Origin of the sequence: Corynebacterium sp. NML120713 (assembly GCF_001875735.1) — a bacterium.
In the GTDB taxonomy this organism is placed as follows: Bacteria; Actinomycetota; Actinomycetes; order Mycobacteriales; family Mycobacteriaceae; genus Corynebacterium; species Corynebacterium pseudogenitalium.
The window spans coordinates 1-12232 of record NZ_MLCR01000019.1 but is presented as its reverse complement, the minus strand read 5'-3'; the positions used below and the strand labels follow the sequence as shown (position 1 = coordinate 12232).

General features: G+C 59.8%; 13 protein-coding genes. 5 read left to right on the top strand and 8 right to left on the bottom strand.

The features are described 5' to 3' along the window. Positions 1-78: 78 nt before the first annotated feature. From BJP06_RS09710 to BJP06_RS09700, 3 genes are all read right to left on the bottom strand, one after another. Positions 79-1701, bottom strand: coding sequence for an MFS transporter (locus BJP06_RS09710; RefSeq protein WP_177224302.1), 1623 nt, complete (start codon positions 1699-1701; stop codon positions 79-81). A 2-nt stretch (positions 1702-1703) separates the two neighbouring features. Then, entirely contained in the window at positions 1704-2138 is a 435-nt protein-coding gene (locus BJP06_RS09705; protein WP_071573708.1) for a DUF2871 domain-containing protein, read from the bottom strand. A 130-nt stretch (positions 2139-2268) separates the two neighbouring features. Further along, positions 2269-3342, bottom strand: coding sequence for a hypothetical protein (locus BJP06_RS09700; protein WP_143110615.1), 1074 nt, complete (start codon positions 3340-3342; stop codon positions 2269-2271). On the opposite strand from BJP06_RS09700, the gene BJP06_RS09695 reads away from it, so the two are divergent. The 3 genes from BJP06_RS09695 (at position 3341) to BJP06_RS09685 (ending at position 5033) form a co-directional block, all read left to right on the top strand. After that, positions 3341-4072 (top strand): hypothetical protein, encoded by a 732-nt coding sequence (locus tag BJP06_RS09695; protein ID WP_143110614.1) that lies wholly within the window; start codon positions 3341-3343, stop codon positions 4070-4072. The two genes, BJP06_RS09700 and BJP06_RS09695, sit on opposite strands and share 2 nt — an antisense overlap. A 9-nt stretch (positions 4073-4081) precedes the next feature. Continuing rightward, positions 4082-4348 (top strand): hypothetical protein, encoded by a 267-nt coding sequence (locus BJP06_RS09690; protein WP_071573705.1) that lies wholly within the window; start codon positions 4082-4084, stop codon positions 4346-4348. A 70-nt stretch (positions 4349-4418) separates the two neighbouring features. Then, positions 4419-5033, top strand: coding sequence for a hypothetical protein (locus tag BJP06_RS09685; RefSeq protein WP_143110613.1), 615 nt, complete (start codon positions 4419-4421; stop codon positions 5031-5033). Positions 5034-5071: 38 nt separating this feature from the next. Here the strand turns inward: BJP06_RS09685 and BJP06_RS09680 are convergent, their stop codons facing one another. The 3 genes from BJP06_RS09680 to BJP06_RS09670 form a co-directional block, all read right to left on the bottom strand. After that, complete coding sequence (locus BJP06_RS09680; protein ID WP_071573703.1) at positions 5072-5737, bottom strand: hypothetical protein; 666 nt, start codon at positions 5735-5737, stop codon at positions 5072-5074. A gap of 24 nt (positions 5738-5761) precedes the next feature. Beyond that, positions 5762-7648 carry an LGFP repeat-containing protein gene (locus BJP06_RS09675; RefSeq protein WP_252932011.1) on the bottom strand — a complete coding sequence of 629 codons (1887 nt, stop codon included), beginning with the start codon at positions 7646-7648 and terminating at the stop codon, positions 5762-5764. A gap of 207 nt (positions 7649-7855) precedes the next feature. Beyond that, positions 7856-8839, bottom strand: a complete 984-nt coding sequence (locus BJP06_RS09670) for a hypothetical protein (RefSeq protein ID WP_071573702.1) — start codon at positions 8837-8839, stop codon at positions 7856-7858. Between the two features lie 161 nt (positions 8840-9000). Here BJP06_RS09670 and BJP06_RS09665 point away from each other — a divergent pair, with 161 nt between their 5' ends. Both BJP06_RS09665 and BJP06_RS09660 read left to right on the top strand, forming a co-directional pair. After that, positions 9001-10143 carry an NADP-dependent malic enzyme gene (locus BJP06_RS09665; RefSeq protein WP_071573701.1) on the top strand — a complete coding sequence of 381 codons (1143 nt, stop codon included), beginning with the start codon at positions 9001-9003 and terminating at the stop codon, positions 10141-10143. Between the two features lie 57 nt (positions 10144-10200). Next, positions 10201-10794 (top strand): HtaA domain-containing protein, encoded by a 594-nt coding sequence (locus BJP06_RS09660; protein ID WP_071573700.1) that lies wholly within the window; start codon positions 10201-10203, stop codon positions 10792-10794. Here BJP06_RS09660 and BJP06_RS09655 read toward each other — a convergent pair. Further along, positions 10791-11510, bottom strand: a complete 720-nt coding sequence (locus BJP06_RS09655) for a DUF981 family protein (protein ID WP_071573699.1) — start codon at positions 11508-11510, stop codon at positions 10791-10793. The genes BJP06_RS09660 and BJP06_RS09655 overlap by 4 nt on opposite strands. A gap of 4 nt (positions 11511-11514) precedes the next feature. Next, on the bottom strand, positions 11515-11751 hold the full coding sequence (locus BJP06_RS09650) for a hypothetical protein (RefSeq protein WP_071573698.1): 237 nt from the start codon (positions 11749-11751) through the stop codon (positions 11515-11517). Positions 11752-12232 lie beyond the last annotated feature (481 nt).

The window sequence follows — 12232 nt, the reverse complement described above, 5'->3', positions numbered from 1 at the left end:
GAAAGCCGAAATCGTTCCCGGGCGCGGGAACTTTTTCGGAGGGGCAAGGCGGGGCGGAGCTGGGGACGTGGCAGGGCCCTACGCCCCGGCCTTGGCCGCCCTCCGCACCTGCAGCGCGCCGACGAACCCGAGTGCCAGGAAGGCCGTGGCGGCGAGGAGGGACCAGCGGGCGGCGTCGGCCATGCCCTCGCTGAGGGCCTGCACAACGACTGCGGTTTGGTCGCCGAATGCGCTGGCTGTGCCCTCCATGCGGAGTTGGGTGATGGCGGAGCCGGCGGATTGGCGGGTGGTGGAGGAGGTGGCGTCGGCAAGGGGGCCGGTGATGCCGGCGGCCGTGAGGGTCTTGGGGAGGGTGATGGCGAGGGCCATCGAGAAGACGGAGCCGGAGACCGCGGTGCCCAGGGCGGAGCCGATCTGACGGACGGTGCTTTGCGTGGCGGAGCCTTGGCCGGAGCGCTGCACTGGGATGTCTCGCAGGACGGTGCCAGTGAGCTGCGCCGATGCCAGGCCCAGGCCGAGACCGTAGAGGGTGAGTGGGGCGGCGATGAGCCAGCCGCTCGTGTTCGCGCCCATGACAAGGGCGAGGATGACGACGCCCACAACCTCGAGGGCGAGGCCGATCAGGACGGTGCCCGGCGCGCCGAAGCGGGCGGCGACGTGGCGGGCTGCAGCGCCGGAGAGGAATGCGCCGACGGCCATCGCGGCAAGGACTAGGCCGGCGGACATGACGGACAGGCCCAGCGCATTAATAAGGTAGAGCGGCAAAATGAAGATGATGGCGAACTCGCCGATGGCGACGGCGCCGGCGGTGATGTTGCCCCAGGAGAAGGTGGAGTAGGAGAACAGGCCCAAGTCGAGGAGCGCGGAGCGTTCCACGCGCTGGCGGTGCTGCTCCCAGCGGATGAACAGGGCGAAGGCCACGGCGGAGATCGCAAGTGCGACGGGGACGGGGGAGACCGGGGCGGTGGTGGGCCAGGTCCAGCCGAGCACGGTCAGGGGTTCCTTGGGGGTCCACCAGCCGAGGTCGGGCGCCTCGATGATGGCGAAGACGAGGGTGCCGAAGGCGATGGCGCTGAGCTGGGCGCCGTCGACGTCGATGCCGGGGAGCTTGTCGGGGCTGCGGGTCTCGCGGACGGTGAGCACCGCGCCGATGGCGACGATCACGCCGATTGGCACGTTGACCAGGAAGATCCAGTGCCAGGACACCCACTGCGTCAGTGCGCCACCGGCCAGGGGGCCGACGGCGGCGGCTCCAGAGATCACGGCGCCCCATACGCCGAAGGCGGCCGCGCGATACTTCCCGCGGAAGACCGCGTTTACCGTCGAAAGGGTTGACGGCATGATGAGGGCAGCACCGACGGCTTGCACTGCACGGGCGGAAATGAGGGTCGAGGCGGACGTCGAAAAGCCGGCGAGGACGCTGCCCGCGACGAACACCCCGAGGCCCGCGAGGAAGGCGCGCTTGCGGCCCCACGAATCCGCAATCTTGCCCGTGGACAGCAACAACGCGGCGAGCAGCACCGCGTACAGGCTGTTCACCCACTGTGCCTGGGTGAGGTCCAGGCCGAGGTCAGTAATTATCGACGGCAACGCCACGCCAACGATCGTGCCGTCGAGAACGATGACTCCGAGTCCCACCGAGAGGACGGCGAGGCTGATCCAGTCGCGACGCGTTGGCGTGGTGACCTCTACTTCGCTCATCACTAGCGCCTTACTGATTCTGGCCCAACAGGCTTGAGCGCGCGACCGAGCGCCGCCATGAACAGGCCCAACGCAATCGTGATCGCGATGTGGCCCAAGCCCGCGATACCCGCGATCATCGCCGTGGACTCCTTGCCCTGCACGGTGAGAATGCCGTGCCAGACCATCATGCCCGAGGTCATGAGCACGCCGACGTTGTACACCCAGAAGAACCACGTGAACAGCTTGCCGGACCGCGAAACCCGGAACAGTTTCTCCAACACCAAGAAAATCAACGACATGACGAACCCGAGCACCAGCAAGTGCGTGTGCGTCACCCCAAGCTGTGTGAACTGGCCGTCCGGAAAATCATTCGCGCGGGTGAACTCGCGGTAGAACAACCCCGCGCCCAACCCAAGCACCAAGTACAACACTGCTGCCCTGTACAACTTCTGCACCTTGCACACTCCTTCTACAACCGCCAGCACCGGCGGGAAATCTATTGACACCATCAATGGTGCTGGAGCGGGCGCAGAAAGTAATCGCGCAGCAGGTTGAATGTTGCGTCAACCGATCGGTTGAGTGGGGTTAGCGGGACGTAATAAGGAACCCCGCGAGGCCAAGCAGCACGGCCACCGTAACCGCTAGCGTTTCGATAAGCACCTGCCGCTCTTCATCGTTGAGGTCAATGCCCTGCTCGCGCTTCGAAGAGATTTGTTCAAACTGGCTCGACGTCCACCCAGGTTCGTTTTTGATGAGCGGACGCTTTTCCGTCAGCGGGGTGAATGTGCCCGGCGCGTCCTCGCGAAGGCCGCAGGAGGACGGATTCTTCGGCATAAACTTAGGTGATTCGGTATTTGTTCTGCACGGCTTGTGAGTGAGCGAATCGAATTCCCACGTAAGCTTTGTGATTTTGCGCCGCCCTGCCTGCTCTGTAGAACTCTGGGTCCCGCCGATTGAAAGCACCCCAAGGAGCCCTGCAGGTTCGCCATTCTTATCGACGAGCCACCCTGGGCCACCAGAGTCACCGGAGATCGGGGCCTCGTCCGCAACTACACTGGTGACGCCGTCAGCTGCACCTTCAATTACCCCGCACACCACCTTGCCCATCTGCCGGGAGTTCATACACGCACGCATCCCCTTCATCAGCGAAGGGTAACTGGCAAGCGCGTCACCTGAATAGCGATTATCACCAGCAACAATGTCGCTGAATAGCTGTACTGCCATCACGTCATCGTTGAGGTAATTAAAAGCTCCATCCTCGGGAGGCACTGCAGAACGCGTGGTCTTGCCCACCGGAATATTGCCCTTGTAGACGAGCTCGCCGGGGGCTTCCCTAAAACAGTGCCGCGCAAGGTACACAGTATGCGACTTCTTATCGACGTACCCCACCTGGCACCCACCGTTTCGGCGCCCTACCGCATCCCCCTGGTTCACGACCACCGGGCCGTTCTGCTTGCTCGACGAACCCGAAGAGTCCGACGAACCCGAAGGCTCCGAGGATTCCGCCTGAGCGGGCACCGTCAAACCTGTCACCGCCATCCCAGCCACGAGAGTTGTTGCCAGTACTGTTTTCATGCTTCGCACGTTGTGCTCCTTTGGGGTGCCGCTTGGGTGAGCGGAGGGGGCGTCGATACGTAAGAAACGATACACTACCTGCATGAATAAAATGAGGATTAGTGCAGTAATTGCGCTTGGCGCCGCGCTCGTTGCATGCGACGACGAGCCCGCCGACATCTCCGCCGGTTTCTACGAGCCCGAGCACGGCCTGTACTGCGCCGTCGACACCGCCGAGGAAATGCTGGACTGCACCATGCAGCTCGTCGATGCGCCCGACGCCCAGTACCCTAACGAGTACTCCGGCGAGCCCACGAACTGGCTGTACTTCGACCCGGTGCTCGGCTTCGTCCCCTCCCACGACGTCGGCGCCACCTACCCCGAGCACGGCCACGAACTGCAGCCCGACGAGCACCCGCGCTGGCGCGACTGGGCCGTCACGCACAACGGGGACGGCGGAGTGATCGTGGCGAAGGGTGCGCACTGGTTTAACGTGAAACATGGCGAACTCACCTTATCGACGCCACCACTGAAAGACCCCGAGCATGTTTCCGCAGGCCAGAACGCTCGAATCGGCGACTACTGCGGCACCGTGCAGGCCGCTATTTGCGGGGAGGGCCTGGACGTGATTGCGATTGAGGAGGGCACAGACTGCGAAGCGGCGACCACCGCAATCGGCACGTTTGTGTCGCCGGACGGCGTGACCATGACCGGGTGGGAGTGCGACCGGAGCGGCTACGGCCCGTGGAGCTCCCGCGACCACGACGGGATGCCCGTGTGCCGCGACATCACCGGCGACGCCGGTGCCGTCCAGCTGGCGAAGTGGACGGGTTAAGGTAAGGCCATGAAGAAGATTGGCGCAGTGGCGGCCGCATTCGGTATCGCCGCTGGTTTGGTGGCGGGCTGCGCGCCCGCCAAGCAGCAGGAGATCACGATCACGCAGCGGCCCACCCCGGAGGCGGCGCCTGCGGAAGCAGCGGGGGGAAGAAAACTCGGCGGAGGAGGCGCCGTCACCTTCGGCAAAGCAGTCGAAGTCGCCGAAGCGGGAGAAGTCCGGCAAGTTGACGGAAGTCGATGGGAAGGAGTTCGCCTATGGCGTGGGTGGATTTGACTACTACATCGGCATGCCTGACCAAGACATGTATTGCCTTCCGGAAACATCTACAAAGAACTTTTGGTGCATGGCAGAGTTCAGTAAACCCGCACCTGCGCTGAAGAATTCCGACGAGTTTTCCGGTCAGCAGCTTCCAAATGCGGTCAGCTATCAACCGGCTGTCGGCTTCGAACCAATCGGAACGCTGGCAACCCCACTTGAGACAGACGTTCGCCCCCTCGCACCCGGCGAAACAACCACCATCAATGGGTTCACCTTTGAGAATCAGGGCGCCAAGGTTACCGTCACGCGCGGCATACATACCTTCACCATGACAGACGGCCAGTTCACGGCAAGTACGCCACCACTTGCCGACGCCACCAAACCTGCAGGTAAAAACGCCTCCGAGGGCTCCTACTGTGGTTCCCTCGAGCACGGGTACCGCATCATCGCCCTTGAGGACGGCACCGACTGCCCGGCGGCGCTAGCAACGTTTGAGGACTACCTATCCGGCTCTCCGAAGGGTGGATCGCCACAGGGACAAGCCCAGTTCTACACCGCACCGGATACCGGGTGGGGTTGTGCGCGCGGCTTCCGCTTCCCGTGGGAAGAGAACATCGGCGCCAATATGAAGCCGACCTGCAGCCCGAAGAATGGCGCTGGTGGCTCGGCAGCGGCACTGAGGAAGGAGGATGTGCGCTAGGGCTCTCTGGCCCCTCGATGGCCGAAAACGCGTTCCGCCTAGAAAGACCAGTGGTAGTCAGCTATTTTGTGTTCTGGCCACCGGCGGTCGTGCCGCTCGTCGATGTGAAGCATGGTCCACACTCCGTCGATTTCGGATCCGTAGTGGCGAGCGAAGAGGACCGCCATCGAAAATTTCGTATCGATGACGGCTTCCTTCCACATTTGAAGCCCCTGCATCTCCTCGTCGGAGTAGCTCACAACTCTGATGTAACGGCCTTGTTCCAGTGGTTTTCCTGCTCGAGTAAACGAGCGTGGGTAGTGCGCGTACGGTGGTGTCTTAAAACTGTGTCCCCAAAACTCAGGGTATCGCTGGTAGTACAACAGCACAGTTGGCCACCCACAGCCGGACATGAGTTCGGCTCGGTGGATCAGTTGATTGTTGCGAACTTCCGGACCAGTGTGGTCGATTTTCTCGCCGTCGCGAAAGTAGATGTGCTCAGACTGAGCGGGATAGGAGTGCACACGGTACACCGTAAAATCAGTGAACGGGCCCTCGGCGTCCGTGGTACCTCCACTGTATTTCATGCAATCGAACGTCACCTCTGTCGAGGTGTTGTGCATCATGAGGCTTCTCAGCACGCCAGAAGCACTCAGGTCTGTAATATCTTCGAACTCGGTGAGCCCCTGGTTTTCGCAAAAGTCAGCCCACAGCGGACTCTCCATATTCAGTACTCCTTCCAACATCGTCTATGTGTGATCGTCAACAGGATTAGTGAAAACACAGAGTTTTCCGTTAAAGGTGTACTGAGGGCATTCAAATCGGCCGATCGCAAACCTATACCCACCATAACCGGCTTTATAACCCCATTCGGGAATCGCAAGGCCGATGCCATCTACCTCCGTAAAATATGTTCCAGCTTCATCAGGGATGTTGTATGGAAAACGGCTTGCATTGTTTAGACCAGGCCGGGTAACTTCGCCGGTTATCTCCTCTCCTGTTTCGTCTAGGCGCAAGCGACGATCTTCCCTCAAGCGGGTATCAAGCTGGAAAGTGAAGTCCGGTAAATCCAAATTATTGACACTCGTGATCACTTCTCCATGTCTTCGTTGAATTAACTTGTCAGTAATAGTCCACCCAAAGGCCCGCGACCATTTGGGTTCAATAGGTGCGACCGGTGATATTGGTTTTGTTTCCCCAATACAAAATTCGATCTTTTTACTGATCCTGTAGTCTGAATAGCGGTATGGTCCCCAAATTTGACCTGATGCGTACACATCACATTCTACCCCTTTGGGTTCTATCGCTCCTGCCACAGCTCGTAATTCGGTGACCGGCAAACTTTTAGCAACATCTTTCACCGTGGGCATTCCAAAGTAGTTGTTACCATTAGCACTAAATGAAATTCCACGGTTTGAGCACATAAATTGCACTCCATCTAGAATTCCGTACTCTGCTGCGATTCGAGCAACAGCATTGAAGCATGAGAACGGCTGCCAAAACACATTGGGGTCCGCATAAAGAACCCCACCCTCGAAACGTTGCTGTTGAACTCCTTGATCGTTGATGAACATATCCTCGACAGGATAGCCGTAGCCACTGGCTTGGTAGCCTTGCGCAGCCCACGAAGCCAGTATCCCGCCCCGAACCGCATGCGCTCCCACCGCGGGGGTCCAGTAGATCATGCCACCCTCAAAGACGTTATAACGTCCAATTCCATCTGGAGTGGTCAGTTCATCACTTATAGGGTAACCAAGCTCGCTGTTTTGAGCTCCCATGGATTGCCACTTATCGTAGATCGCGCCCTGTATGCTGGCCTGCGAAGCTGGCAGTGCATTGTGGGTGTAGACGTGACCCCCCTGGAAGTCCTGCTTGAACCACTGGTCCCCTAGAGCCATGTCACTAGTGGTGGGGTAGCCGAGGAATCCTTGTTCCCAGCCATGGCGCTGCCAGACTTTCGAGACAGGAATACTGACGCTATGTGCACCGGTTTTGGGATGCCAGTAGATGTATCCGTTAAGAAATTCCGAACGCTTGCCTACGCCATCCGGATTGGTCTTTTCGTTAGACTTCGGCAGATTAAGGAAACTCGCCGGACCCCCGATCTGGTCATACTTGATTTTGATCGCCCCACAGACCTTGAACCAGGATGGCCAGTAAACGCTGCATCCTGCCGCAGCCCGCAGGTTAGAAACCTCTGTCGACTGCAAATAAGCCTCAGTCGTCTCTGCGTTGTCCGCATCGACCTTGCTGAAATCCTCTGGGATCGCCTCATAATCAGAGCGCATCTGGCCTTCAACTATCGTCTCTTTCGGATAGCTCGTGGAATGCCATCCCTCCAGGCCCTGTGGGTCAAGATCGTCATCAGACACTTCATTAACCTGATATTTTTCAGCTCCGGGCGGGGTGGGGAAGCCCCACTTTGCGAAAGGACTACTCATGTCATCGTCCGGAACGTAAAAGCCACTGTCGCTAGTTGACAGGTCGTCCGTTGGGGTCTCATAACCTGCAACATCGCTATTAGTCAACGAGCTTTCTAATTGCGGGAAAGATTGAGCATGAGCTGGCGAACCAAATGAAGTGGCGAGAAGGATACTCGAGACCATCGCGGCCAGTCGGAATAAAGTTTTAGGCACAGCTACCCTTTCGGTAGAAGAGATTGTGACAAGCTAACAACCCGACATCTACTGTACCAAAGTTTCAAGAGCCCCGAACTCTCTTTAAGAAGGGTTCTCGCAAACAAAAAGAATGGGGCGAAACAATGACACGGTAAAAATAAACACCGCTTGGCCTCTACCATACGCCTTCCACCACTCGTCCCCTTGTAAACGAATGAGTTTTCTTTACAACTTGAGCCCATCCACGAACCGCGCGATCATGGGCTCGCCCAGCAGGTAGGCGCCGTAAACCCCAAGCCCTGCCAGGCCGATTACGATCGACAGCGTGAGCCCCAAGACCATGTCCTCCTGCTGGCGGCTCAGCGGGTCACCACTCTTGATCTTCGAGGACAACACCTCGAACTCGGTGGCTACTCGCTTCATCCAGGGCTGGCCGGGTGGGCGCATTCTGGTGACGGGTGCGAGGAGGCCGGGGGCGTCGTCGTGAATCCCGCACGATTCCGGCCGCGTGCGCGTGTAGGAGGGAACTTCCGTGCTGGCACGGCAGGACTTCGCGGTTACGGAGGTGAGTTTCCACTCGTACCAGGGCCTACCGTTCGGGGTTTCGGTAGTGCTGGTCTGCGAGATCACGCCAACGAATGAGAGGGGGTTGCCGGAGTCATCGACGAGCCAGGCTGGACCACCTGAGTCACCTTGGATGAGGGTGTCATCGGATTCGACCTTAATTACGCCGTCGCCGGCGCCCTGGAGGCTGCCACACACAACTTTGCGCTGCTTTACCGAGTTAGCGCACACTTCCATACCGGACTCGAGGGTGTCGTAATCTACAATGGCGTCGCCCGAAAAGAGGTTCTGGCCTGCGATAACATCCTCGTAGAGCCTGACGGCCATGACGTCGTCGTTTTTGAAGCGGACGTCGATAAGCCCGGCGCGAGTACTGTAGCCGACGGCTTGACTGTTCTTGTAGAGAACTTCCCCCGGGCCCTGCGTGAAGCAGTGGCGCGCGACGTACACCGTTTTCGACGCCGCATCGACGTAGCCAACCTGGCACCTCGTGATGCCGACCTCAACAATGTCGCCTTGGTTCACCACGACGCCGGCGGTGTAGCGCACGGAACTGAGGTCCGCAGCAGCGTTGGGAGCGGCGGCGCCCGCTAGCGCCAGCGTTGCTACTAGCGCTGCAGCTCCGAGTTTAGTTGCGCGTCGCACCTGCGCTCCTTTTGGGTGAAAAACAACATAGTTAAAGACATCTTAGCCTAGTCCACCGCTACGTTTCCCATGTTTCACGTGAAACACACCGGGGTTAACCCATAGACCCAGGCACACCACGGCTGTACTATGGGGTCAATCTTTAGGATGATGAAAGGAAAATCGTGCAGGGACAGCCAGCGACAGACGAAATATTCGCAGCTCACGAGGGTGGAAAGCTTGCCATCCAATCCCGGATGGAAGTGAGCAGCATGCGCGATCTTGCCATCTGCTACACGCCGGGGGTAGCGGAAGTCTGCGAAGCCATCGCACAGGACCCCGCCCAGGCGCGCCGCTACACGGGAGCCGGGAACACCGTCGCCGTCATCACCGACGGCACCGCGGTCCTCGGGCTCGGGGACATCGGCCCCCAAGCATCGCTGCCCGTCATGGAAGGCAAAGCCCAGCTCTTCCAGCAGTTCGCTGGACTGAACTCCTTTCCGATCGTCCTCGACACCCAGGACGTCGACGAAATCGTCGACACCGTCGTGCGAATCGCGCCCTCCTTCGCGGCCATCAACCTCGAAGACATCGCCGCGCCACGCTGCTTCGACATCGAACGCCGCCTCGACGAACGCCTCAACATCCCCGTCATGCACGACGACCAGCACGGCACCGCCGTCGTTATCTATGCGGCACTACGCAACGCCGCGCGCGTCCTCGGCCGCACCCTCGCTGACCTGCGCGTTGTCATCTCCGGCGCCGGAGCCGCGGGCATCGCATGCGTCGACATGCTTCTCGACGCCGGCATCCGCGACATCATCGTCCTCGACTCCCAAGGCCCCATCCACGCCGACCGCGTCGGCCTCAGCCCAGTCAAACAGTCCCTCGCCGCGCGCACCAACCCCCGCAACATCCACACCACCGTCGACGACGCCCTCCGCGACGCCGACACCTTCATCGGCCTCTCGCGCGGCCACATCACCGAAGAACAAGTCCTCCTCATGTCTGAGGCACCGATCCTGTTCTCGCTGGCCAACCCCACCCCGGAAATCGAGCCGGAAGTCGCGCGCAGGCACGGAGGGGTCGTCGCAACGGGGCGCTCGGACATGCCCAACCAGATCAACAACGTCCTCGCGTTCCCCGGCATCTTCCGCGGCGCCATCGACGCCGGCGCCACCCGCATCACCCGCCCCATGCTGCTCGCCGCCTCCGAAGCCATCGCCTCACTTATCGACGCCCCCACCGCCCACAACATCGTCCCCCAAGCACTCGACCCCCGCGTGGCACCGGCCGTCGCCAAGGCGGTAGCGGACGCCGTGTAACAGAACAGGCCAATCAAGCAGTCCCTCCTGCAGGAACTGAACAAGAACGCCAACCTGGTGACCGGTGCCGGCGTCTACGCCAAGGACCAAGCCGTCTTCGAACCGAACGCCAACCTGGTCACCTTCCCCCTCGACGTCGCCGACACCCGCCTCGACGCCAACGGCAACGGCGTCCTCCACTTCGACGGCGAACTGAAACTGCACGGCACCGTCGCCCCCAAGGTCGACATCGACGACATCAAAATCACCATCACCGGCACCAACGCCACCATCACCGGCGACATCGAATCCGGAACGGTCATCGAACGTGAACACAACGACGTAGTCCTGGGCACCTTCCAACTCGACAACGCCATCGACCCATCGCAGCCCAACTTTGCCGCCAAGGCCCGCCCTGTCACCTACGGCGTCGGCATCACGCCACTCGGCCTCAAAGCCGGCGAGACTCCATCCGACGCCAAGGCCGACCTCAACCTGACCTTCGGCAAGGCGGACCTGAGCTCCCGCCTCGACATCGACACCGAAGACAAGCTCAAAGCCGCAGGCATCGCCCTCGGCGTACTGGCTGCTCTCGGTGCCATCGTGGCCGTCGTAGCAGGGCCACTCAAGGACCTACTGCCGTTCGACCTGCCCGCGAAGCTGCCGTTCTAAAACAGCGGTTCACCCACCGGGTGCATCTCACCGCCACCCTGCAACGGCCACGGGAAGAACCCAACGTGGCCGTAAAACAGAGTCAGGCCGAGGAACACCCACATCATGCCGATGATGAACGTCACCGGCACAAACACCTTCCGGGCAACCGGGCTGGTCAGCACGAACGGGGAAAGCAACGCCGAAAGCCCCGTACCCACGTACAAGGTAAACACCATAAACGGTTCAAGCATCGAGCCCGACAACAAACGCGCAATCGGCTCAACCTCTGGTGGACGCCACTGACCAAAATGCATCCCGGCGATACCAAACATGATCAGGCCAAACCCACCGACCGCAGCCACATACAGAATCGGGCGGAGCGTAGCCACCCAGTCCAAATCACGAAGACCGCGGTCAGCACGATCCTCTGCGCGAAGCACGGCAACACCAACGATAAGTGTCATCACACCGTAAAATGCGGCTGGTTCACCAAACGTCACATTATCGACCGCACAACAGAACACACCCTCGATCTGTTCCAGCGGCCACGTGAGCATCATATGCACACCCGTCATCCCGAGAAACGCACCGAGGAACACGAACGCCCAGCCAAACCCAGACACTGAGCGGTCTCCGGCTTTCTGCAACGCACGCATGAACAGCGGCACCATCAGCATAATTACACCGACGACGAGTCCCATCGTCGTGTTGTACGTGATACCTTGCATCAACATGGCCCTAGCTCCTCTCAGCCAACAAGTACTGACGAATCGTCATCAACGCAATCATCGAGCAAAAGGCAATCGTCCACGTCAGCGCCCCAAGGTCCTCACCCTTCACGCCGCCCATGACCCAGAAAAACAGCCCACCGACGACCACAAAGATCGTCAATAGCACCCAACTCGCCGTGAGAAGTTTCGACGCCCACCCCTGCGTCTGATCATCAACCGGCACCAGCTCTTTGCCTACATGCATAGTTGTCCTACTTTCACTCAAGAACTGCAGTACGCACGTACTGCTAAAAAATGAGGATATCCTAATTATGGCGTTTACCTTGGAATATTTGCTTCTTTTCCCGCGGGCTTTACAAGGGAGAAAATTTGGCTATAATAAATGTCGAGCCTCCTGCCCACGGATTCCCCCCGAGTCCGGTTGAGCACTCAACACCCCCCCATTTTCGAGTGCGAGAGCGCAGGGGGTTCACTCTTTGCGTTTTTATGTTTGAGGCCCTTGCAGGCAGGCCCCGGCCCCGCACGGGTTAAGCGACAAAATGTGTGCTTTTCTCGGCGTGTCGACTTAAGTGACAAAATGTGTGCTTTTTCAGGGGTTGGGATGGGTGGGTTGTGGGGTGTTGTGCTGGGGTTATGAGCGTCCTGCCCAGCCGTGTCGGATGGCCCAGGAGGGGTTGAAGTCGGTGTCGATGCCGGTGTCGTAGACTTTCGGCCGGCCGTCGGGT

What these genes read in the sequence shown, in the direction of transcription:
- BJP06_RS09685 (WP_143110613.1), top strand. Translation starts at nt 4,419, where the DNA reads ATGGCAGAGTTCAGTAAACCCGCACCTGCGCTGAAGAATTCCGACGAG.
- BJP06_RS09650 (WP_071573698.1), bottom strand. Translation starts at nt 11,751, where the DNA reads ATGCATGTAGGCAAAGAGCTGGTGCCGGTTGATGATCAGACGCAGGGG.
- BJP06_RS09680 (WP_071573703.1), bottom strand. Translation starts at nt 5,737, where the DNA reads ATGGAGAGTCCGCTGTGGGCTGACTTTTGCGAAAACCAGGGGCTCACC.
- BJP06_RS09700 (WP_143110615.1), bottom strand. Translation starts at nt 3,342, where the DNA reads ATGCAGGTAGTGTATCGTTTCTTACGTATCGACGCCCCCTCCGCTCAC.
- BJP06_RS09690 (WP_071573705.1), top strand. Translation starts at nt 4,082, where the DNA reads ATGAAGAAGATTGGCGCAGTGGCGGCCGCATTCGGTATCGCCGCTGGT.
- BJP06_RS09655 (WP_071573699.1), bottom strand. Translation starts at nt 11,510, where the DNA reads ATGTTGATGCAAGGTATCACGTACAACACGACGATGGGACTCGTCGTC.
- BJP06_RS09710 (WP_177224302.1), bottom strand. Translation starts at nt 1,701, where the DNA reads ATGAGCGAAGTAGAGGTCACCACGCCAACGCGTCGCGACTGGATCAGC.
- BJP06_RS09695 (WP_143110614.1), top strand. Translation starts at nt 3,341, where the DNA reads ATGAATAAAATGAGGATTAGTGCAGTAATTGCGCTTGGCGCCGCGCTC.